General features: G+C 41.1%; 19 protein-coding genes, 5 tRNA genes and 1 pseudogene. 5 read left to right on the forward strand and 20 right to left on the reverse strand.

Annotated elements, in window-relative coordinates:
* Positions 1 to 118: 118 nt before the first annotated feature.
* The 8 genes from clpX to WA256_RS03170 form a co-directional block, all read right to left on the reverse strand.
* Positions 119 to 1,402 carry an ATP-dependent protease ATP-binding subunit ClpX gene (gene clpX, locus WA256_RS03135; protein WP_054562074.1) on the reverse strand — a complete coding sequence of 428 codons (1,284 nt, stop codon included), beginning with the start codon at positions 1,400 to 1,402 and terminating at the stop codon, positions 119 to 121.
* Positions 1,403 to 1,537: 135 nt separating this feature from the next.
* Complete coding sequence (gene clpP / locus WA256_RS03140) at positions 1,538 to 2,155, reverse strand: ATP-dependent Clp endopeptidase proteolytic subunit ClpP (protein WP_054562075.1); 618 nt, start codon at positions 2,153 to 2,155, stop codon at positions 1,538 to 1,540.
* Between the two features lie 273 nt (positions 2,156 to 2,428).
* Complete coding sequence (tig, locus tag WA256_RS03145) at positions 2,429 to 3,733, reverse strand: trigger factor (protein ID WP_054553149.1); 1,305 nt, start codon at positions 3,731 to 3,733, stop codon at positions 2,429 to 2,431.
* A gap of 410 nt (positions 3,734 to 4,143) precedes the next feature.
* Positions 4,144 to 4,220 (reverse strand) — tRNA-Pro (locus tag WA256_RS03150).
* 125 nt (positions 4,221 to 4,345) lie between these two features.
* Positions 4,346 to 4,422 (reverse strand) — tRNA-Pro (locus tag WA256_RS03155).
* A 16-nt stretch (positions 4,423 to 4,438) separates the two neighbouring features.
* Positions 4,439 to 4,514 (reverse strand) — tRNA-His (locus WA256_RS03160).
* 23 nt (positions 4,515 to 4,537) lie between these two features.
* Positions 4,538 to 4,614: transfer RNA gene (locus WA256_RS03165), tRNA-Arg, on the reverse strand.
* Between the two features lie 50 nt (positions 4,615 to 4,664).
* Positions 4,665 to 4,741: transfer RNA gene (locus WA256_RS03170), tRNA-Pro, on the reverse strand.
* Positions 4,742 to 5,082: 341 nt separating this feature from the next.
* Between WA256_RS03170 and folD the strand changes: the two genes are divergently transcribed.
* Positions 5,083 to 5,937 (forward strand): bifunctional methylenetetrahydrofolate dehydrogenase/methenyltetrahydrofolate cyclohydrolase FolD, encoded by an 855-nt coding sequence (gene folD, locus WA256_RS03175; protein ID WP_054553151.1) that lies wholly within the window; start codon positions 5,083 to 5,085, stop codon positions 5,935 to 5,937.
* Between the two features lie 57 nt (positions 5,938 to 5,994).
* Here the strand turns inward: folD and WA256_RS03180 are convergent.
* Together WA256_RS03180 and cysS are read right to left on the reverse strand one after the other, a co-directional pair.
* Positions 5,995 to 6,872, reverse strand: a pseudogene (locus tag WA256_RS03180) (DMT family transporter).
* 136 nt (positions 6,873 to 7,008) lie between these two features.
* Positions 7,009 to 8,388, reverse strand: coding sequence for a cysteine--tRNA ligase (cysS, locus tag WA256_RS03185; protein ID WP_239964121.1), 1,380 nt, complete (start codon positions 8,386 to 8,388; stop codon positions 7,009 to 7,011).
* Positions 8,389 to 8,565: 177 nt separating this feature from the next.
* On the opposite strand from cysS, the gene WA256_RS03190 reads away from it, so the two are divergent.
* From WA256_RS03190 to WA256_RS03200, 3 genes are read left to right on the forward strand one after another with little or no spacing between them, the layout of a single operon-like run.
* Positions 8,566 to 9,057, forward strand: a complete 492-nt coding sequence (locus tag WA256_RS03190) for a peptidylprolyl isomerase (RefSeq protein WP_054562080.1) — start codon at positions 8,566 to 8,568, stop codon at positions 9,055 to 9,057.
* A 54-nt stretch (positions 9,058 to 9,111) separates the two neighbouring features.
* A complete protein-coding gene (locus tag WA256_RS03195; protein ID WP_175078546.1) occupies positions 9,112 to 9,846 on the forward strand; it encodes a UDP-2,3-diacylglucosamine diphosphatase in 735 nt (244 codons plus the stop codon).
* A 50-nt stretch (positions 9,847 to 9,896) separates the two neighbouring features.
* Positions 9,897 to 10,694, forward strand: coding sequence for a transporter substrate-binding domain-containing protein (locus WA256_RS03200; protein ID WP_335988970.1), 798 nt, complete (start codon positions 9,897 to 9,899; stop codon positions 10,692 to 10,694).
* On the opposite strand, the gene WA256_RS03205 is transcribed toward WA256_RS03200, so the two are convergent.
* The 3 genes from WA256_RS03205 to miaE all read right to left on the reverse strand — a co-directional run bounded on the left by WA256_RS03205 (position 10,687) and on the right by miaE (position 15,799).
* The gene (locus WA256_RS03205; RefSeq protein ID WP_335988971.1) at positions 10,687 to 12,588 is read right to left on the reverse strand and encodes a sensor histidine kinase; all 1,902 of its coding nucleotides are present in this window, start codon (positions 12,586 to 12,588) and stop codon (positions 10,687 to 10,689) included. The genes WA256_RS03200 and WA256_RS03205 overlap by 8 nt on opposite strands.
* 5 nt (positions 12,589 to 12,593) lie before the next feature.
* Entirely contained in the window at positions 12,594 to 14,816 is a 2,223-nt protein-coding gene (locus tag WA256_RS03210; protein WP_335988972.1) for a GGDEF/EAL domain-containing response regulator, read from the reverse strand.
* A gap of 224 nt (positions 14,817 to 15,040) precedes the next feature.
* A complete protein-coding gene (gene miaE, locus WA256_RS03215; RefSeq protein ID WP_335989379.1) occupies positions 15,041 to 15,799 on the reverse strand; it encodes a tRNA isopentenyl-2-thiomethyl-A-37 hydroxylase MiaE in 759 nt (252 codons plus the stop codon).
* Between the two features lie 230 nt (positions 15,800 to 16,029).
* Here miaE and WA256_RS03220 point away from each other — a divergent pair, with 230 nt between their 5' ends.
* Positions 16,030 to 16,629, forward strand: coding sequence for a Yip1 family protein (locus tag WA256_RS03220; protein WP_054553157.1), 600 nt, complete (start codon positions 16,030 to 16,032; stop codon positions 16,627 to 16,629).
* A gap of 82 nt (positions 16,630 to 16,711) precedes the next feature.
* On the opposite strand, the gene purF is transcribed toward WA256_RS03220, so the two are convergent.
* From purF to WA256_RS03255, 7 genes are all read right to left on the reverse strand, one after another.
* Positions 16,712 to 18,238, reverse strand: coding sequence for an amidophosphoribosyltransferase (purF, locus tag WA256_RS03225; RefSeq protein ID WP_335988974.1), 1,527 nt, complete (start codon positions 18,236 to 18,238; stop codon positions 16,712 to 16,714).
* Between the two features lie 18 nt (positions 18,239 to 18,256).
* A complete protein-coding gene (locus tag WA256_RS03230) occupies positions 18,257 to 18,751 on the reverse strand; it encodes a CvpA family protein (protein WP_036969851.1) in 495 nt (164 codons plus the stop codon).
* Between the two features lie 313 nt (positions 18,752 to 19,064).
* Positions 19,065 to 19,718 carry an SPOR domain-containing protein gene (locus WA256_RS03235; protein ID WP_335988976.1) on the reverse strand — a complete coding sequence of 218 codons (654 nt, stop codon included), beginning with the start codon at positions 19,716 to 19,718 and terminating at the stop codon, positions 19,065 to 19,067.
* 11 nt (positions 19,719 to 19,729) lie between these two features.
* Positions 19,730 to 20,995: a bifunctional tetrahydrofolate synthase/dihydrofolate synthase gene (gene folC / locus WA256_RS03240; protein ID WP_335988978.1), complete on the reverse strand. Its 1,266-nt coding sequence runs from the start codon at positions 20,993 to 20,995 to the stop codon at positions 19,730 to 19,732.
* Between the two features lie 25 nt (positions 20,996 to 21,020).
* Positions 21,021 to 21,896, reverse strand: coding sequence for an acetyl-CoA carboxylase, carboxyltransferase subunit beta (accD, locus tag WA256_RS03245; RefSeq protein ID WP_055021719.1), 876 nt, complete (start codon positions 21,894 to 21,896; stop codon positions 21,021 to 21,023).
* A gap of 158 nt (positions 21,897 to 22,054) precedes the next feature.
* Entirely contained in the window at positions 22,055 to 22,849 is a 795-nt protein-coding gene (gene truA, locus WA256_RS03250; protein ID WP_335988979.1) for a tRNA pseudouridine(38-40) synthase TruA, read from the reverse strand.
* Between the two features lie 141 nt (positions 22,850 to 22,990).
* On the reverse strand, positions 22,991 to 23,323 hold the full coding sequence (locus WA256_RS03255) for a Na+/H+ antiporter subunit G (RefSeq protein ID WP_335988980.1): 333 nt from the start codon (positions 23,321 to 23,323) through the stop codon (positions 22,991 to 22,993).
* Positions 23,324 to 23,326 lie beyond the last annotated feature (3 nt).

Raw genomic sequence — 23,326 nt, forward strand, 5'->3', positions numbered from 1 at the left:
TTTAAAGATTACTCAAGTATATGGGGATATGTAAGGGAAAGTTCAACATATTTATAAAAAAAGGAGCCTTTGGCTCCTTTTTCGTGTTCAACTGCTTAACTTTTAAACTATTACAGCTTTATTCTGATGCAGCTTTGTCTTGGTTACCGCTTTGGTAAATCAAAATTGGGTCTGATTCACCTTTAATAACGGTTTCATCAATAACCACTTTGCTAACATCATCCATCGAAGGTAATTCATACATAGTATCAAGTAATACGCCTTCAACAATTGAACGTAAGCCACGAGCACCTGTTTTACGCTCCATTGCTTTATGAGCAATTGCGCTAAGTGCATCTTCACGGAACTCAAGCTCAACATCTTCCATCGCAAACAATGCAGAGAACTGTTTAGTTAATGCATTTTTTGGTTCGCTCAGAATTTGAATAAGCGCCGCTTCATCTAGCTCTGTTAGTGTCGCAACAACCGGAAGTCGACCAATGAACTCAGGAATTAAACCGTATTTCACTAAATCTTCTGGTTCAACATCTTTAAATGTTTCACTTAAGCTACGGCTACCTGATGATTGCTTAACTTCAGCACCAAAACCAATACCGGTATTTTTATGGCTGCGTTGTTCAATCACTTTATCTAGGCCGGCAAACGCACCGCCACAGATAAATAGAATCTTAGATGTATCAACTTGCAAGAACTCTTGCTGTGGATGTTTACGGCCGCCTTGTGGTGGCACAGATGCAACCGTACCTTCAATTAGCTTAAGTAAGGCTTGTTGTACACCTTCGCCCGATACGTCACGGGTGATTGATGGATTGTCAGACTTACGAGAAATCTTGTCGATTTCATCAATGTAAACAATACCACGTTGTGCTTTTTCTACGTCGTAATCACATTTTTGCAGTAGCTTTTGAATGATGTTTTCAACGTCTTCACCTACATAACCTGCTTCAGTTAGTGTCGTTGCATCGGCCATCGTGAATGGTACATCAAGTAAACGAGCCATTGTTTCAGCAAGTAATGTTTTACCACTACCTGTAGGACCAATTAATAGAATATTACTCTTACCAAGCTCAATATCTGCATTGATTGTTTGATTGCGTAAACGTTTGTAGTGATTGTATACCGCAACCGACAGCACTTTTTTCGCGTGGTCTTGGCCAATCACGTAATCATCTAAGTGATCACGAATTTCTTTCGGCACAGGCAGTTTATCAGACGCATTATGCTTCGGCGCAATGTCTTTGATTTCTTCCCTGATAATATCGTTACACAGCTCTACACATTCATCACAAATATATACTGAAGGGCCAGCAATTAGTTTGCGAACTTCGTGCTGGCTTTTGCCGCAGAAAGAGCAGTATAACAATTTATTACTTTTGTCGCCGTCTGTAGGAGTGTCAGACATTCAGCTACCTCATTTATTACGTTGGCAGTAGCACTGGGCTACTGCTAATTCACTATGTTTAACTATATCAAAGAATATCAGTTTTCGCATAGTAAAGGGTGATAGCTAACAATACGTTATTATTAGCTATTCAGATTACTTCGAATCGCGGCTTGAAAATACTGAGTCAACTAGGCCGTATTCAACTGCTTCGCTAGCAGTCATAAAGTTATCACGGTCTGTATCACGAGAAACCACATCGAGTGGCTGGCCAGTATGTTCAGCCATTAAACGGTTTAACTTATCTTTAATTGATAAAATTTCACGGGCATGGATCTCAAAGTCAGATGCCTGACCTTGGAAACCACCTAATGGTTGGTGGATCATTACACGTGAGTTAGGTAAACAAAAACGCTTACCTTTAGCGCCACCTGATAGCAAGAATGCACCCATGCTTGCCGCTTGGCCAACACAAATAGTGCTTACATCAGGCTTGATAAAATTCATTGTATCGTAAATTGCCATACCCGCAGTCACAGAACCGCCTGGCGAATTAATGTAAAGATAAATATCTTTTTCTGGGTTTTCTGATTCTAAAAACAGCATTTGCGCAAGAATCAAATTAGCCATGTTATCTTCTACTTGGCCAGTTAAGAAAATAATGCGCTCTTTTAAAAGACGTGAGTAAATATCATATGAGCGCTCACCTTTAGCTGTTTGTTCAACAACCATAGGGACTAGTGCGTTTAGAGGGTCTATCATACCGCTATTCATTCTTATTTAATTCCTTATCCGCTGCGACTCATCCTTACTATAAGGAAAGCACATTTATACTAATGTAAGTTAAGCTGTCTATTCAATCTTTATAACTATATAGGAACTTATCAGAACAAATTCAATCCTAGTCGAAAAAAGTTCTGAAATAACATCAGTATTGTTGGTTTTTTTGAAACTGATACCACAAACTAAAATGGCCCGAGTACGCTGTATAAATACAGGGTAACACGAGCCATTTAATCGCTAGCGAGAGCTTAAGTCAATGACTTATTAAGCACCTTGCTGTGGATTCATGATGTCGTCGAATGCTTTTTCAACGTCAGTCACGTTTGCTTTAGCTAGGATAGCTTCAACTGCTTGCTCTTCCATCGCTACGTTGCGCATTTGCTGCATAAGCTGATCGTTTGCTTTGTAGTACTCTACTACTTCAGTTGGATCTTCGTATGCAGAAGCTACAGTTGCGATTAACTCTTCAACTTTAGCGTCGTCAACTTTAAGCTCGTTCGCTTTAATTACTTCACCTAGTAATAGGCCAGTCTTAACGCGAGTTACAGCTTGCTCGTGGAATAATTCAGCTGGAAGCTCAGGCATGTTTTTAGCGTCGCCACCGAAACGTTGTGCAGCTTGCTGACGTAGTGCATCAATTTCTTGATCTACTAGCGCTTTTGGCACTTCGATTTCGTTGTTAGCTAAAAGACCTTTGATAGCTTGATCTTTAACGTTAGCTTTAACTGCTTGGTCAAGCTCACGTGTCATGTTCTTTTTAACTTCTTCTTTAAGAGCGTCAACACCGCCTTCAGCTACACCGAATTTAGTTGCGAACTCGTCGTTAAGCTCAGGAAGCTCTTGAGTTTCAACTTTCTTAACAGTGATTGCGAAAGTAGCTGCTTTACCTTTAAGGTTCTCAGCGTGGTACTCTTCAGGGAAAGTTACTTCAGCAACAACTTCTTCGCCCGCTTTTTTGCCAACGATGTTGTCTTCGAAACCTGGGATCATACGACCTTGACCAAGTTCTAGTGGGAAGTCTTCAGCTTTACCGCCTTCGAACTCTTCGCCTTCGATAGAACCAACGAAGTCGATAGTTACACGGTCGTTCTCGCCTGCAGCTGCGTCAACTTCAGCCCAAGAAGCGTGTTGCTTACGTAGAGTTTCTAGCATGTTAGCTAGGTCTTCGTCAGTTACAGATACAGCTGGTTTTTCAACAGCGATTTTATCTAAACCTTGGATTTCAACTTCTGGGTAAACTTCGAAAGTTGCATCGAACTCTAAATCTTTACCAGCTTCTAACGCTTTAGGAGCGAAAGTAGGTGAACCAGCTGGGTTAATTTTTTCAGAAACGATTGCTTCGATGTAGTTGCGTTGCATTAATTCGCCAGCAACTTCTTGACGTACTGCAGCACCGTAACGCTTGTTGATGATAGACGCTGGTACTTTACCAGGACGGAAACCATCGATACGCTGGGTTTTAGACAGTTGTTGTAAGCGTTTTTTTACTTCAGTCTCAACGTTCTCTGCAGGAACGGTGATGGTCAGACGGCGCTCAAGGCCTTGAGTCGTCTCAACAGAAACTTGCATGATTTACCTCAATCTTCAATTTTGGCGACTGTTCGCCTTCCTTACAAACAAGGTGATCTCCATGAGTGATAGCAAGTTTTAACGCTGAATATTTCAACTTAAAACGGCGCATTGTAACCATGAGATACCATTGCTGCTTTGCCTCTATGGGCACTATGTTAAACAATAGACGCGGCATTATAACCTAATATTTATTATAGTCGAGTCTGGGGGGCAATTATTTGGCGTATATAGCAGCAATCAGCGTTTAAATGCGTAAAAAACGAACGCAACAAAATAACAAAGGAGAATTAAGCTGAATTAAAGGATGTATTTAGAAATTGAGAAGTGGTCGGCGATGCAGGATTTGAACCTTCGACTGAATTGGATATACCCAAACCAATCGTTCTTTGACCATAAATCTTTAAAAGTGGTCGGCGATGCAGGATTTGAACCTGCGACCCCTTGGACCCAAACCAAGTGCGCTACCAAACTGCGCTAATCGCCGATACTGAGAGAAGCTTTGAAAATAAAGACCACTTATTAAAAGTGGTCGGCGATGCAAAATTTGCACCTTCGACTGAATTGGATATACCCAAACCAATCGTTCTTTGACCTTAAACTTTCTAAAAGTGGTCGGCGATGCAGGATTTGAACCTGCGACCCCTTGGACCCAAACCAAGTGCGCTACCAAACTGCGCTAATCGCCGATATCTTAGAGTAAATTGGGGTGACTGATGGGGCTCGAACCCACGACAACCGGAATCACAATCCGGGGCTCTACCAACTGAGCTACAATCACCACGGCATTTACATATTTTCAAATGGCGCACCCGGAAGGATTCGAACCTTCGACCAACGCCTTAGAAGGGCGTTGCTCTATCCAGCTGAGCTACGGGCGCATCGAAAACTTCATAAGTTTGCCTGTAAGCGCCGCTTCTTAAAGAAGAAGTGGTCGGCGATGCAGGATTTGAACCTGCGACCCCTTGGACCCAAACCAAGTGCGCTACCAAACTGCGCTAATCGCCGATGCTTACCGTTGTTTGCGAGTGACCTCGTTAACAACGGGGTGCATAATAGTGATTTGACCGAGTCAGGTCAAACATTTTTTTAAGAAAATAATTCAATCGGTCACTTTTAGTTCATAATGGTTAAATATTGCAAATATAAGCTAAAATTTGAACTCTTTTTTATAAAGTAGCGCTTTATATAAGATTGCATCTTGGCGCTATGATGCTTTTCTGCGAAAATACGCAACATAAATAAATATGATCAAACAAACATGATTTGTGTATCCACGCCCCCTTTATTGGATAATCATATTTAGATGTATCAGTATCAAGTTAACTAACCCCAATTAAAGGTCACCCATGACGGCAAACATCATCGATGGTAAGGCAATAGCTAAACAAGTACGCAGCAATGTAGCAGAGCGAGTTGCAGAGCGTGTAGCGAATGGATTACGCGCTCCAGGACTAGCAGTTGTGTTAGTTGGTCAAGATCCAGCTAGCCAAGTGTATGTTGGTTCTAAACGTAAAGCATGTGAAGAAGTCGGCTTTGTATCTAAGTCTTACGATTTACCTGGCGACACAACTGAGCAAGATTTACTTGCATTAATAGATCAACTAAACGAAGACAAAGAAGTAGACGGTATTCTAGTACAGTTACCTTTACCTCAGGGTCTTGATGCTGAAAAAATTCTTGAACGCATCACACCACATAAAGATGTTGATGGTTTCCACCCTTATAATATTGGTCGTTTAGCTCAGCGTATGCCGGCACTTCGTCCTTGTACGCCGAAGGGTATTATCACCCTACTCGACTCTACCGGTGTTCGCTACAAAGGTATGCACGCAGTTGTTGTTGGTGCGTCAAACATTGTTGGTCGCCCTATGTCACTTGAGCTTTTACTTGCAGGCTGTACAACAACGGTGTGCCATAAGTTTACTCAAGATTTAGAAACGCATGTTCGCCGCGCTGATTTATTAGTTGTTGCGGTTGGTAAACCTGAGTTCATTCCGGGTGATTGGGTTAAAGAAGGTGCTATCGTAATTGATGTAGGCATTAACCGCCTTGAATCTGGCAAGCTTGTTGGTGATGTTGAATACGATATCGCTGAACAAAAAGCACATTTCATTACACCAGTACCAGGTGGTGTTGGCCCAATGACTGTGGCAAGCTTAATCGAAAACACCCTTGAAGCGTGTGAAAAGTACCACAGCTAAGAAGAGCTAAATTATTGCAAAAGGCTGCCAATTGGCAGCCTTTTTTTGGTTTTAAAATCAATGTAGTTTGAACAGCCTAAGCTTTAGCATCTGGGGGAGCACTGAAAACACAATCATCAAAAACATTAATAGGTATTGCCAGTCTTGATATTGTTCGTTTATCAGTAAAACAGCGCATACGATTCCCGCGATTGGGTTAGCAATAGTGCCGAATGAAAACTCAGCCACAGTCATGCGTCCTAATAACCAAACATACAGAATATAGGCGATAGCGGTATTAGGCACGATTAACCAAAATAGCGCAGAATATTGCAGTGCTGAGATAGGCTTAAATATCACTTGGTATTGCTCTGGGTGAAGTAAACTGCCATCAATAAACGCAGCCAATAATAAAATAGTGCCGCCAATGATTAACTGCCAGGTAAGCACAACCCACCAATGAATATGCACCGACAAACTCTGTACCAAGGTGCTACCAATCACAATAGTCAGTAAGGCCCCAAATAAAGCAGCCACTCCCAATACATTTAATGCCACGTGTGCTGGGTCGAACAACAACCACGCAACACCACCAGCGCCATAGCACAGAATGCTTGAATTTTTGCGGGGCGCTGCCCTTTAGTAAGCCAAGCATATAGTAAAGCCACAACCGGCACAGACACCATCCCTACCCCTGCTATAGCTGCAGGAAGGTTTACCGCCATGATAAAAATAAAGGCAAAAAACAGCGCGATATTCACTGCACCTAGCGTTAACAAACTTGGCCACTGCGAACGGGTTGGCAAACTAGGTTTAAGCAATAAAAGTAATAACCCTGCAGGTAATGCACGCAATGCGCCTAATAAAAGTGGCGGCCAATCAGGTGTGGCATATTTGGTCACTGCATAGGTGGTGCCCCATAAAAAGGCGGGGATCATGGCAAGTAAAATATTCAATGCCTGTCCTTGTTAATACGAAGAGATGGCAAGGTAAAAGCTCAAGTACAGTTGAGGTCAATAGCTATATTGATTAATAACAAAAAAGGTTGCCTCGCTGGCAACCTTTTTTAATGAGTCATGATTCGATGAATAGTTAGGCTTTACGCCATGTTGTTTTACCAGCTGAATCTTCAAGTACCACACCAAGCGCATTCAATGCATCGCGCGCTTCATCAGCTGCCGCCCAATCTTTACTTGCGCGGGCTTCGTTACGTTTTGCTATTAACGCTTCGATATGTGCTACTTCGTCGTCAGCTTGGCCACCTTGCAAAAAGGCTTCTGGGTCTTGTTGTGCAACGCCTAGTACCTCTGCAACACTGCGTAGTACATAAGCTAGCTTACCTGCCTGCTCTGCATCGCTATCTTTAACACGGTTTAGCTCTTTTGCTAATTCAAATAATACTGGTAGTGCTTCAGGGGTGTTAAAGTCATCATCCATCGCTTTTCTGAATTTAGCCACATATTCATTGCTAGCTAAATCGCACTCGATTGGCGTTACGCCACGTAATGCAGTGTAAATACGTTCAAGTGACGAACGTGCTTGCTCAAGGTTTTCTTGCGAATAGTTAAGCTGGCTACGGTAATGACCTGAAATTAAGAAATAACGAACTGATTCAGCATCATACTCTTTTAATACGTCACGTACGGTAAAGAAGTTGTTTAAAGACTTAGACATCTTCTCTTTATTAACCTGAACCATACCTGTGTGGATCCACGTATTAACGTACTTGCCGTTATTTGCACAGCATGACTGAGCAATTTCGTTTTCATGGTGCGGGAACTGTAAATCTGAACCACCACCGTGAATATCAAAATGTTCTCCTAAGTGCTTAGAGCTCATTGCTGAACATTCGATGTGCCAACCAGGACGACCCTCACCCCATGGTGATGACCAAGATGGCTCTTCTGGCTTGGCTTTTTTCCAAAGCACGAAATCAAGTGGATCTTGCTTATCTTGTGCAACTTCAACACGTGAACCTGCTTGTAGCATGGTTAGGTCTTGTTGCGATAAAGCACCGTATTGCTCAAAGGTTGATACATCAAATAATACATCACCATCTGCAGCAACATACGCATGGCCTTTGGCAATTAAACGCTCAACCATAGCGATGATTTCATCCATGTGGTTTGTTACTGTTGGCTCAACATCCGGACGCAGCATATTTAAGCTGTCGAAATCTTCATGCATGGCTTTGGTCATACGAGTCGTTAGATCATTAATTGACTCACCATTTTCGTTAGCACGTTTAATGATTTTGTCGTCTACATCTGTGATGTTACGAACGTATTTTAAATCGTAACCGATGTGGCGTAGGTAACGCACAATCACGTCAAAACCAACGAAAGTACGAGCATGACCAATGTGACAGTAATCATAAATGGTGATACCACACACGTACATGTCGATTTTGCCATCAACAAGGGGTTTAAACTGCTCTTTTTGTCGCGTAAGTGTGTTGTAAATTTGTACCATTTATAAAATGTCCTTAACGGTGTTTCGAGATTCTCTATGGTAACACTTGCAAAGCCGCTGCTCTAGCGCTTTATCAATTGAATAAGCACTTTGTTAATCGTTTTAAACAAGCTCTTTGTTAATCAAAGACAACTACTATAAAATAGCCCCCTTATTAAACCTGATATAGGAAACCTCATGGTTGTACTACACACAAACTTTGGTGACATCACTATCAAGATGCACGAAAGCGATGCACCAAACACTGTTAAAAACTTCTTAGAGTATGCAAACGCTGGCTTTTACAACGGCACTATTTTTCACCGTGTAATTGATGGTTTTATGGTACAAGGCGGTGGTTTTGAGCCGGGTATGGTTCAAAAAGAAGTAAACAACCCTATCGAAAACGAAGCAAACAATGGCCTTGCAAATAAAGTGGGCACATTAGCAATGGCACGTACGCCGGATCCACATTCAGCGACTGCGCAGTTCTTCATTAACGTTAACGACAATGACTTCTTAAACTTCAGCAGTGAAACATCACAAGGCTGGGGCTACTGCGTGTTCGCAGAAGTTGTTGAAGGTATGGACGTGGTAAACAAAATTAAAGGTGTTGCTACTGGCAGCGCTGGCTTCCACCAAGACGTACCTCTTGAAGATGTAATCATCGAAAAAGTAACGGTTAGCTAATTTAATCGTTTAGTCTTTTTAAGCGGGCCTTTGCCCGCTTTTTTGCGAGTAACCATGAAACAAAGTTATTTTATTGCCGACCTCCATTTAACAGAAAACCGCCCAGACATCACTGCGGCATTTTTTGATTTTCTTGATAGCAAGATTATTAATGATGACGTTGATGCACTGTATATTTTGGGTGACTTTTTTGAAGTATGGGTAGGTGATGACTATCAAACTGACCTTTCAAAGAGTGTTGCCGCACGTTTAAGCCAAGTCAGTGAAAGTGGTACTGAGGTGTTTTTTATTCATGGTAATCGCGATTTCATTATGCGAGAAGACTATGCAAAAAGCGCAAGTATGACTTTACTACCTGAACAAGTTGTTATTGATTTATATGGTACTCCGACAGTTATCTTGCACGGTGATGAAATGTGCACTCAAGATATTGAATATCAAAAGTTTCGTAAAAAAAGCCGTGGTTGGTGGTGGCCAAAACTAATGCTTGCTATGCCGCTTTGGTATCGTAAGAAAATTGCCCGTAACGCCCGCGAAAAATCAAAACAAAGCCAAGCTGGCAAAGCATTAGAGATTTTAGATGTGACCGAAGATGCAGTACTAGCCATGTTTGAAAAGCATCAGGTTACTAATATGATCCACGGTCATACTCACCGCCCTAATGTGCATCACTATAAGCAAAATGGAAAAACACTAACCCGCACTGTACTGGGTGACTGGTATGAGCAAGGTTCATATTTAAGAGCTACTCCAGAGCAGCAAAAACTAGTCCACACGCCCTTTAAATAACCAATTTTTTAACTATGCTTTAACCAGTATTGTCAAAAAATGCATTATCTATGATGAGTCGGTTAAGCCTTTTATGTTGTTGTTTAATAATTAGCTTTTCAATCAATTGCCAAACTTGGCAATTGGTCACAGAGCCGTTTCCTCCTTATTTTATTGATAAGCCAAACAAGCCGGGCTGGCTGCACGAAGTCATCATCGCAGCACTGAAAGCACAAAAACATCAAGCCACCATTGAATACACCCACTGGGGACGTGCTCTAAAGCTTGCCAAACGCCATAAACGTGTAGCAGTGCTAGGTGCTTTTTATACAAAGCAAAGAGCGAGAGATTTTACATATTCACCTTCATTAGCAACCGCACATACCGTGTTATTCAAGCGTGTTGATAGCAAAATAACTTACACTGGCTCTTTGTATTCATTAAAGCCATATACAATCAGTAAAGGTGAAGACTATGTAGTAAGTGAGCAATTTGAGCACCACCCAAACCTTAGCGTGACAACCACAGGTAGCTTGATTGAGAGCTTGTTGCTATTAAAGCATGGTCGTGTTGATTTAGTTGCAGGCACAAAAGAAGTTGCCTTGTATTGGCTCGATAATAGCGAGCGCTTACAGCAAGCAAAGCAAACAGAATTAGAAATAGTTACCCCCTATCTTGCTACTCAACACTTACATGTGATTACTGATAAAAATCACCCTCAGACTGAGCTTTTTCAGCAAAGTTTATCTTTAGGTCTTAAAGCAATTACGGTGTCAGGCAAGCTTATAGAGATACTGAAGCGCTATGAACTGAATGAAAAAGAAGTTAGCCACATCAAGCAACTATATGAAAAAACCTATGCTAACTAATTTTGTTCTTTTTCAAGCTTGGCAAGGTAATATTAAACTGGGTTGCTATTCCTTCAGGTAGGTTTTTGCTTGCAACTAGCTGGATTTTTCCGTTAAGAACACTCGTAACCCATTCATGCACAAGGTACAAACCTAACCCTGTATGACCATGGTTTCTAGATGTAGTTACAAAAGGATCAAATAAGTTACTACGCAAAGAGTCATCAATCCCACAACCATTATCAGAAACGCTAATACAAAGGTCACCTTGTTGATTTAAATGTACATGCAATTGAATTTGTTTGTTATCAAGCTCGTCAAAGGCGTGAGAAATTGCATTAACGATTAAACTCTCGATAACCTGAGAGATAATCCCAGGGCGACTAATAATGTCTTTTTTGACATCGATTTTAGTGTCTATGGTTACTTTTGAAGCTTTAAAGCGGGATTTTAAACCAAGTAGTAGATCATCGATGACTTTTTCAATATTAAAGCTAACATACTGATCGTTTGACCGATCATGGGCCATCTCCTTGAAGCTTTTTACATGATCAATGGCCTTTTCTAAGTTTACTTGAGAGAGCCTTAAATTATCAGCAACTTTTTCTACGCTTGATTCTAAAAATTGCTTAGTGAAGCCTTGGTCTATTTTATCTTTGAGTTGTTGATTAATTAATTGCGCATTCGATAGTGAAATAGCAGCACCACCCAGTGGCGTATTCATTTCGTGGGCCACCCCTGCCACCATTAAACCCAGTGATGACAACCTTTGTGCTTCAATGAGTTCACCTTGTAGTTGATGCTGCTGTTTTATGTAACGTTGTAATTTAGTATTGGCCGCTAACAACTCCAGCTGCTCGTGCTCTAAGTGCGCTCTGGCTTTAATAATCTTGCACTGATCTCGATAACTACGCTGCAAATATAAGCCAGAAATTGATATCAGGCTGACAGCGCAAGCTAAAGCGATAATAAAAGATCGTAAGGTAATCTCGTTTCGCACCGAATCATCTGCCTTTACCAGTACAATAATATCGTTTGTACCATTTACGCTATTATTACCTAAGGTCATTTTTAAAAAGCTAGTTGTATGACTATGCGATGCAATAAGATCCTGAGATTTCGGCAATTGAGTGATTACTTGCCATAATTGGCTATCTTCGTTACCTAGTGTCAGCATAGGTTGCTCCAGCATAAACCCCCATTCTTTATCTTTGCGTGGATGTAACAACCAATAACCTTCACCATTAATTAATTGTATTTGTGCTTGTAAGCTGCTGAGTGACTTTATTTGCTGTAAGGTTTTCGACAGGTCAAAATTGACAACCACTAGCCCATCTAACACGTAACTATCGCTTGTGGTTCGGTAAGATGCTCTTAATGTTGGTTCATGTGGTGTAACAACTGCGCCACGCTCTACATTTAAATCTATTGGCGTGATATAAACTTCATCTTCGCTATGCTCCATCCCTTCGGTAAAATAATAACGGCTACTTTTATTTTGTAACTGTTTTGTTGGTACTCGCTCCGCTTGCCCTGCTTTAAAGTTAACCCGATACCTTTCTTGGCCTTCACTATCTAGCCAACGTATTTGAGATATATTTTCAGCGGCTAAACCAAAGTTCACAAAATGGGTTTGTATTTGATGCTCAAGTAATGCGCTTTCACCAGTTTGCTTTAATATGTCATCGGCCACCAGCAACTTAACTACTTTACGTACATCACCAAGCTCCCTGCTAAGGGTATTGTGAGCGGCAAGTAAGGTGTTATCTTGCAAAAGCGTGACACTACTTTTTTGTATTTGATATTGAATCACATAAACCATCAAGCTAATTAATAAGCTAACAGCAACCATCACCATAAATTTAAAAAGTAGACTTTTTTTTAGTGACTTATATTGGCTTGTTACTTCTACCATAATAGTTAATTATACCTGCCCTTTAGCCACTGCAATGCATCATCATAAAACATGGGTTTTGCATAATAATAGCCCTGTCCAACACTACAGCCAGCTTCTACAAGCCAAGTGTACTCAGCTTCGGTTTCAATGCCTTCGGCTGTTACTTCAAAGCCAAATTTTTCTGCTAAAAGCATAATCATTTCAATAATATGTTGGTTAGATTTTGACTCTTGGATATTGGTTACAAAACAGCGATCTATCTTTATATTTTGGGCTGGTATTTCACTAATATGGGCGAGCGATGAATAACCTGTACCAAAATCATCAATGCTAATTTTTATACCCAAGCCCGCAAAACGACATAAACATGCATTGATCTTTTCATAGTTAAAAATTGCTTGGGTCTCTGTTACTTCAAGCTCAAGTAACGAAGGTGAAATGCCATATTCCTCAATACGTGCCGCAATCTCAACAAAGTAATCATCGGCTAACAAATCAAACGTAGAGGCATTAAACGCGATTGGCAAACTAACGCCCTGCTCTGCAAATTGGTTAATCGTTTGCATTATTTTATCGAAAATAAGTTTGTCTAACTCACTGATTAGCCCTGCAGTTTCGGCAAGTTCAATAAACTCATCGGGTCTGACAAATGTTCCATCACCTCTTTGCCATCGCGCCAGTGCTTCAAAACCAATGACTTCTTTAGTGGTTAAATTAACCTTGGGTTGTAGGGCTACTTGGAGCTCTTTGTTGCGTATTGCGGTGCGCAGCTCTTGCATCAATTCATAGCGCCGTGTAATCGCTTTGGTATTATCTAACGTATAATAGAGAAGCTCAGCTCTTTGTGTGGTTTCATCATTAAGAGTAGACTCTGCTAAATTGAATATTTGCTCTGCGTTATGATCTTCAAAGGCGATTAGCTGCATAACTAAAATACGCACATCTAAAAACTGTTTTACCCCATCAATTTCAAAAGATTGACGTTTTAAAGAGTCAACAACGCTTTCATCTTCAAATGCATGGCTTGACACTAAAACACCTAAACAATCACTTTTAAAAACAGCGATACGAGGGTGATACGGCGCTAAGGCTTGCAAAATATTCTCGCGCATTTTTAGATGTGTTTTTTTACAAAATTCATGACCAAACCGAAAAGACTTTTCGTCAAACTGAAGTATCTCAAACACCACTAACTGAGTTTCAGCTTGTTCGTATTTGTTCATATTATCGATTTCGCGCTGAAGCCAGTTCCTGTTGGGCATGTTTAGCGTTATATCGGTGTAAGCAAGCTCAGTAAGCCGGTTCATCAGTGCAATATTCGAAAAGCCGGTACTGACATTTTCACTAAATACCTTTAGTAAAAATACATTATGCTCGTCGATGGGAACATCTGATTTAACAATCGTGATGTAATAGCTAACATCAACATCAGCGGTATCAAAATAAAAAACACTGTAATGCTCAGAAAACACATGCTCTTTTTTATCTCTGGCTAAAATATACGATTGCTGTGCTTCTTCACTGAGCACATCTGTGCTGAGCTCTTTACCATCAAGCCCTCTGTAACAACCGACACTAGTAAGAACTTTTGGGTGTTTATCAACGTGCTTTTCATTGCCAACGCATAATACGCCGCCTCCCTTAGATAGGTGCAAAATTTTACCTATTTCATCTAGCACCGCATGGGAAAATGCACGTATATCGTGTTTACTATTAATGCTTCTTGCTGCATCGAGCACTAGCTGCAGTCCTTGTTTAGCACTTGAGATTTGCGAAATGTATTGATACGTACGAAGATGGCTACTAACGATAGATTTAAGCTTATCTACCGTCATGTCTGACTTATTCCAGTATTCGTCAATATCAAGCGATTGCATTACTTGTGGTTCAGGGGCAAAGCTTGGCTGTCCTGTTAATAGCACTATGCGTATATCGTTATTGCCTAAAACGTGACGAATGGTATTTACAAGCCTAAGGCCAGAATCATCCTCTTCCATCACCACATCAAGAAATACAATAGCGATGTCTTTGTGACGCGATAACACAGACGATGCCTCTGACACTGAATTTGCCGTAAATACCTCAAGAGACTCATTGCTATCAAGAGATATGGCATTAAAACTATTTAATAATGCTTGTTGGTAGTTTAAGTCATCTTCAACCGTTAAAACTTTCCATGTTTTTTGGGCATACGTTTGTTCAGAAGCATCTTCTTTAAACTCGAAAGGCACATTAGAATCACGCATGACTTCTCCTTTTAACAACTTATGATTCTATTTTACGAATGTTAATAGCAACCTAGGTCAAAGGTAGTGCAAAATTTTAAAAGGTACAAATTATTTACTAAAACAATAAATGAGTAAGTATTAGAAAAATAATGAAAATTAGTTAATTTGAATAGGGGTAAAACCCACTAAATTTGGCAAGATAAATGAACTAGAGCGCCAAACAGGCGCTCTGATTTAATATATTATGCAGGCACACCGCTGTGAAATTTAAAGTCTTCATCTGGGGTTGAAATAAGCTCAGCTTCAAGTTGACCAAAAAATTCAACACGCTCAGTAATTTCAAACTCACTGATTTCTTGCGCAAGAGTTAAATAATCTTGGTAATGACGCGCTTCAGAGCGCAGTAGTGAGATATAAAAATCACCTAAGCGTTTATCAACATGTGGGGCTAATTTAGCAAAGCGCTCACACGAACGAGCTTCGATATAAGCACCGATAATTAACTTATCTACCAAGGCATCTGGCTCGTAAGTTTTTACGTGGCGCAGCATCCCTTTGGCATAACGACATGGGGTAATGCTTTTATATTCAATGCCGTATTCATCCATGATCTCAAGAACTTGATAAAAGTGATGTAGTTCTTCTTTAATAAGCATCACCATTTTATCGATAAGGTCTTGCCCATAAGGTGAGTTCGATTTTGGGATCATTGATTTAGTCAGCTTGTTTTTATCTGCAAGCTCACGCCAATCCCCTTCTCGCTTATAAATAAGTGTTTCAAATGGTTTTAACCACTCAAGCAACGCATCACTGCTTTCTTTATCAACCGCGTACTTACGAATTAAAAACATGGCAGACTGAGCTGCTTTTAATTCACAGATAAGATGGTCGATTAAAACCACATCTAAGTTTTCTTTTTTGGTTGCCGCAGCAATCCACTCATCAGGCGTTTCGCACTTTAAAAAAGAATGAATGGGCGCTAATAAATCAGAATAAGGCACTGAATAACTTCTCATCAAAAATCTTAATTGGATTTTATCACATAAATTAGCCCACGTTCCATGACCCACATCAGTGCAAGTTAATTTTCTATATGCACTAAAGAGTTACATTTAATCGGCTATAACGATTATTTCAGCTTCTTGACAAGACTTAATTACTGAACCATAACTTAATCAAAGCTGTACAAAAATAAAACAGCTCATATTCCTTTTTTACAGGGGCAATGATTATGATTCTAAACCACTTATGGGGCTTATACGCTCACCCACTCGAAGAATGGCAGACAATTGATAACCGTCACGAAAGCTTGCGCTATAGCTTATCGCACATTTTATTAATAGCCTGTATTCCTTCATTGATGGGCTACTATTCATCAGTTTATTTGGGCTGGAGTATTGGCGCAGGTGAGGCCGTATATTTAACCCATGATAGTGCATTACTTATCGCGGTTGCGATGTACTTTGCACTAATTGCGGGCGTTTTTGCACTGGCATACTTAGCTCATTGGATGGCAGTGACCTTTGGTGCAAAACCCACCTTTACACAAACCCTAGAGCTTGCAGCTTATACAGCAACGCCAGTATTTATGTCTTCATTTGCGGCATTTTTACCTGAGCTGTGGTTTGTGGTGTGCGTAGGCCTTGTAGCACTAGCCTACTCAGTTTACTTACTCTACACAGGGGTGCCAATTTTAATGCACATTCCTGAAGAGCGAGGTTTTATCTATGCCAGTTCAGTAGTCACCTGTGGGCTGATTTTACTGGTAATTATTTTAGCTGCCACAGCTATTTTATGGACTAATGGAATTGTCCACCCTATGTTTACTTAAGTTCATTGTTATTTTCCTTTCTTTCCATAAACAAAAAAGGAGCTGTGAAGCTCCTTTTTTATACCAATCAAATCAAGGCTGATTAATCAGCGCTGTTTTCTTCTTGGTTATGTAACTCTAAACTTGCTGACATCGCATTTTCACGAGTTGATTTTGCTGAATCATTACGTAAACGGTCAATGTGGTTTAGGTAATCTTGGTCGATATCACCTGTGATGTATTGACCATCAAATACTGATGTTTCAAAACGGGTGATTTCTGGGTTTTCTTGGCTTACTGCTGAGATTAAGTCATCTAGCGATTGATAGATTAGGCCATCTGCACCAATGCTGGCGTTGATATCTTCAACTTCACGGCCATGAGCAATTAGCTCAGCTGCCGATGGCATATCAATCCCGTAAACGTTCGGGAAGCGAATCTCAGGCGCTGCTGATGCGAAGTAAACGTTCTTAGCACCTGACTCACGAGCCATCTCAACGATTTGCGCTGAAGTTGTACCACGCACAATTGAGTCATCAACAAGTAATACGTTTTTACCTTTGAACTCACGGTCAATGGCATTCAGTTTTTGACGAACTGACTTCTTACGCATTTCTTGGCCTGGCATGATAAACGTACGGCCAATGTAGCGGTTTTTAACAAAACCTTGGCGATATGGCAGGTTAAGGGCTGATGCTATCTCCAGTGCTACGTCACATGATGTTTCTGGGATTGGAATAACCACGTCGATGTCTTTGTCAGCCCATTCACGTGCGATTTTCTCACCTAACTTAGTACCCATGTTTACACGTGTTGCATAAACAGACATACGGTCAATTGTTGAGTCTGGGCGCGCAAAGTAAACAAACTCAAAGATACACGGCGAGTAAGTTGCTTTTTCAGCACACGCTTGTGAGAAAAGTTGACCATCTTCAGTTACGTAAATTGCTTCACCTGGTGCAACGTCACGAACAAACTCAAAGCCATCTGTTTTTAAAGCAACGCTTTCTGATGCAAACATGTACTCAGTACCATTTGCAGTTTCACGCTTACCAAATACTAATGGGCGGATACCGTTCGGATCACGAAACGCAACAATACCGTGACCGATGATCATTGCAATTGTTGCATAACCACCGGTTACTTTATTATTCACTTCAGTTACCGCTGTGAAGATATCTTCAGCATCAAGTTTTAGCTTATTAGATTTGCTTAACTCATGTGCCACGATGTTAAGTAAAATTTCAGAGTCAGATGTTGTATTAACATGACGGCGAGCTTCTGAAAATAATTGCTGCTTTAATGCTTCTGCGTTTGTTAAGTTACCATTGTGCGCAAGTGCGATACCAAATGGCGAGTTAACATAGAAAGGTTGCGCTTCAGACGAGCTAGAAGAACCAGCTGTCGGGTAGCGAACATGGCCAATACCAATTGTACCTTGCAGACGTTTCATATGGCGTGTATGAAATACATCTTTTACAAGGCCATTGGCTTTACGTAAGCTAAACGTGTTGTTTTCAATGGTAATGATGCCAGCTGCATCTTGACCGCGGTGTTGCAAAACAGTTAAGCCGTCATATAACGCCTGATTAACAGGAGAAGTTCCGACTATGCCAACGATACCACACATTAAATTTATCCTCGCCGATTAACGGTTTACAGAATTTAAAAAGCTCGAGTTGTTTTCGAGGTACGAGAAGAACCACTCAACAACAAAGCCAAATTCTGGAATCAAAATAGAGTTGCCCCACCAATGCGTATTAGGTGCACCGGTAAAAGCATCAAGAAAGAAGAGTAACGCGCTTACGACCAACACGCCACGAAGAGCACCAAACACTATGCCGAAAACACGGTCTGTGCCAGATAAACCAGTACGTTGTACAAGTTCACCTAAAATATAGTTTAGTAACCCACCCAACAGGAGTGTCGCAAAGAATAATATGGCTATTGCGGCTGCATTTCTTAAAAGGGGTTCTGAAATACTTGTTAGGAAGGATGCTAAATATTGGTAAAACAAACTAGAGATGATAAATGCGCCAGCCCATACAGCTAATGACATTGCTTCTTTTACAAAGCCACGTATTAAGCCGATGATAGTGGATAGTGCAATAATGCCAAGTATGGCGTAATCAACCCAGATCATAAGAACCAACTAGTCGTTAATTTGGGGCGCATTCTATACCCAAACCACCTGTGGATGCAAGAATTCAGCATGAGATAAAACGCATTTAGGCAAGGCATTGATTGTAGGGAATGGTGTCCCCTTGTCAAAATCAATAACGCAGAATAAATGCGTTTTAGCCATGCCCTTCGGGCGCTTCACAGGGCTTCCACTACTGTGTTGTGGCAATTTGAAAGGTACCTACATTCCTGCATCGCCACGCCTTGCATTGAAAACCCTGTGATAGCGCTGAATCATGGATCTACAGGTGGTTTGGGTATTTGGAATTGCCAGATCATTTTGTAATTTCAAACTGAGTGACTTTGCCGTTTAACTTGGTTAACTGCTTTAACTCAGGAAGCTTACTCTCTAACTCTTTCTTGCTAAGTGAAGGACCTACAAAGACTTTTGTCAGTGTGCCGTTCGGGGTTTTGATTGGGCGAGTGAAGGTTTTGAAACCATTCGCTTTTAATTTTTCTTGTAGTGATTTCACATTAGGTGCGTGAGAAAAACTGCCCAGTTGAATAACATAAGCCATTTGTGTGAGGTTCTCTTCTGGCTTACGGGTTGGCTCAGGCGTTTTAGCAGATGGCTTGGCAGGCTCTTGCACTGCAACTTTCGGCTCAGCTTTGTTAATTACTGGCTCATCAGTTGAAGCTTCAACCATTTGCGGTACAGTATCAATTTGCTGGGTTTCATTTGCGACAAGATCAGCATCGCTTGCTTGCGTATCTTCAACCGGGATTTGCGAAGGTTGCTCGGCAGAGGCGACTTTATTATCAATCACCTCTTGCAAGTCTATCGTAGTGAACTCAGGGCGTTCAGGAATAGCTTTAAAGCCTTCTTTATAATGAACCTTCTCACCATCCAAAATGTTTGGAATGAAGACAATAGCCGCCACAACCACAATCGTGGTGCCTACTAAGCGATTAATAAACCCTGCGTTCACCGATTTCCTCTCTATTTTTTAAAGTAATTGATGGCTGCAGCCACAGTTATAAACGAACCGAACACAATCACTAACGTGTTTTCATCAACATTTGGTAATAACGTATCTAGCGCAGTTTCAACACTCTCATAGTGCGTACTAGGCGCTGTTGATGTGGTTTCGGCTAGTGATTTAGCAAGATTCTCAACTTTATCGCCGCGAAAACAATCTAAGCTTGCTAACGACCACTGGTCAACAACATTTGCCACGGCAGACATTGCAGCCACTTTATCTTTATCTGCAAGCATAGCGACTAATGCATGAATTTTAAACCCTTGATCTTTATACACGCTTAATTTGCGTGCCAAATATCGAGCTGACTCAGGATTATGTGCAACATCGGTAAAAACAAGCGGCTGCTCACTTAACTGCTGAAAGCGCCCTTCTACAGTTAGATTCGCCAAGCAATCACGCACTTGTTGCTCACTTGGCAATAGCTCAAGTTTTGCAAGTAAGGTCAACGCGGTTGCTGCATTTTGACAAGGGATAGCAGGCTTAGCTAAGCGCCAATCGTTATCTTGGTACTGCCAGTTAAAGCCTTCATTATCTTCTGTGAATATGAAGTCACGGCCTGATAACACCATATCAGCGTTAATTTCATTACCATAATCAGTCACTGTATGCGGAATCGCTAAATCGCCAACAATAGCTGGTGTATTGGTACGGAAAATACCGGCTTTATCATACCCAACAAGTTCACGAGTATCACCTAGGTATTCTTTATGGTCTAAATCTATGGTGGTGATCACACAAGCATGCGGATTCACGATATTAGTCGCATCAAAACGGCCACCCAGCCCCACTTCTAGCAGCACATAATCAACGGCGTGACGCTTAAAAATAGCCAGTGCGCCTAAGGTACCGTACTCAAAATAAGTAAGCTGCGTGTCACCACGGCCTTTTTCAAGCATATCGAAAGCGTCAACATGGAATTGATCGTCAAGCTCTTGGCCATTAATACGTACGCGCTCGTTATAACGAATAAGATGCGGCGAAGCATAAGTACCCACACTGTAACCCTGTGCAAGTAATAAACTTTCTAGGCAACGGGCTGTAGTCCCTTTACCGTTGGTGCCTGCAATTAGGATTATTTTGCTTGATGTATCGAGTAAGCCGACTTGGTTTGCCACGCGTTCTACGCGCTCTAAACCCATTTCGATATTAGCAGGATGGACACTTTCTAAATAACAAAGCCAATCATCAAGGCTTGATGATTGGCTAGGAAGGATTTCTGTCATAGCGTTTAATCAGTTAAGCTGAAATTTACGCTACTCTATGCTCTTGTTCAGTAGAAGGCAAGTTCATAAATTTCGCTAAGATACGTGCAAGGGTGTCACGCATTTCACGACGGTCTACAATCATGTCGATTGCACCATGCTCTAGCAAGAATTCACTGCGTTGGAAACCTTCAGGAAGCGTTTCACGTACTGTTTGCTCAATTACGCGAGGACCTGCAAAACCGATAAGCGCTTTAGGTTCAGCAACGTTTACATCACCAAGCATTGCCAGTGATGCAGATACACCACCCATTGTTGGATCAGTTAATACTGAAATAAACGGTAAGCCTTTTTCGCTCATTTTTGCAAGTGCAGCACTTGTTTTAGCCATTTGCATTAATGACATAAGTGCTTCTTGCATACGTGCACCACCTGATGCAGAGAAACAAATAAGTGGCATGTCGTGCTCTAAACATTGATCTACAGCTTCAACAAAACGAGCACCTACTACTGACGCCATTGAACCACCCATAAACGAGAACTCAAAAGCAACAGCAGCAACAGGAATGCCTTTTAGGCGGCCTTTCATTGCTACAAGTGCGTCTTTCTCGCCACTTGCTTTTTGTGCTTGGGTAATACGGTCAGAGTATTTTTTAGAATCTTTAAACTTTAATACGTCTTTTGGTTCGTGCTCTGCACCAATTTCTTGGCGATCAGCATCATCTAAAAAGTTTTCAAGACGTTTACGGCCACTTAAACGCATGTGGTGATCACACTTAGGACACACGTTGAGTGCTTTTTCTAATTCTGCTTTATATAAAATTGAATCACAGTCTGTACACTTAGCCCAAACCCCTTCAGGGATTTCTTTACGACCTGACGATTTAGTCGTTTTAGGTAAGATTTTTTCTAACCAACTCATTTGCAACTCTCTTAATGCTGTTCTGTGTCGCAGTCTGTTTAATTGGAGACACTCGCTTGTGTTTCTGATAACAAATAAACAGACAGATTTTTTCAATTAAAACATGAATTACCCGCAGACGATATAAAAAACTGGTCTTAGTAGTAGTCTACTAAAGTCTAACTGTCTGAATCAGGTAAGAACAAAGGCCCTAATGGTGTTTTAGGAATGCCAAAATGTTCTGGGTAATCCACGTCAACTAAGTAAAGGCCAGCGGCTTTTGCTGTTGCACTTGCCTTAGCGCGCTCTTTTAAATCGAGTAATTCTTTTAACCACACAGGTTCATGCTTATGAAGACCAATGTCCATCAAACACCCGGTGATGTTTCGTACCATGTGATGTAAAAACGCATTGGCTTTAATATCAATGATCACATAATCACCTTGGCGTTTTACCGATAAATGGTGAATAGTACGATTTGCTGTATTCGCTTGGCAGTGTAGTGCTCTAAACGAAGTAAAGTCATGCTCACCTATTAAATACTGACAGGCTTCTTGCATTTTAGTTTCGTCTAATGGGTGATGAAAATGGGTCACCCCTTCACTCATGATAGCGCCGCGATAGGTGTAATTATAAATCACATAGCGATAGCGACGTGCTGTGGCACTAAAACGAGCATGAAAGTCTTCGCTTACAGGCTCGGCAAAGCGAATAGCAATATCTTTTGGCAGTAAGGTATTCATACCCATCGTAAACGCGACCATTTCACGCTCAGCGTGAGTATCAAAATGGATCACTTGCCCGGTGCCATGTACACCCGCATCGGTGCGGCCTGCACAAACTATTTCGACTGGATGATTACAAATACGCGACAACGCCGTTTCTACTTCTTGTTGTACGCTATTGACGTGTGATTGACGTTGCCAACCACTGTAACGCGCGCCGTTGTACTCTACTCCAAGTGCTACTCGCATAATGCTCTATTTACCTACTGTACTAAATGACGGGGCATTTTATGCGATCTACGAGCGCAATAAAAGCCACAGTAGTAGATCACATTGTTCTGGTTACTCAGATATCACACCAATTCGCTTAACTATTATTGCGAGCTGGTATTAATCTTCTTCGATGTTATCGAGGCCCTTGGTGCCTTCTTTAGCACGAAGCTTGTGGTGGATGGCTGATTTGATCAGCATATAGCCGCTAATAGGTGCGGTGATCAGTAAGAAAATCGAAATCAAAATTTCTTTCACACTGATGCCATCGTGGGTGTAGCTAAAATACACCATGGCAGCAATTAACAATGATGCCATGCCAAGCGTTGTCGCTTTAGTTGGACCGTGCAGGCGCATAAAAAAGTCAGGCATTTTCACAAGTCCGATTGAACCTATAAGAATAAAGCAACCACCAATTAATAATAAGATTGATACAATCCATTCACTCATCATTCG

The sequence above is a fragment of the Pseudoalteromonas sp. CH_XMU1449-3 genome (assembly GCF_037027245.1).
Lineage (GTDB): Bacteria > Pseudomonadota > Gammaproteobacteria > Enterobacterales > Alteromonadaceae > Pseudoalteromonas > Pseudoalteromonas shioyasakiensis.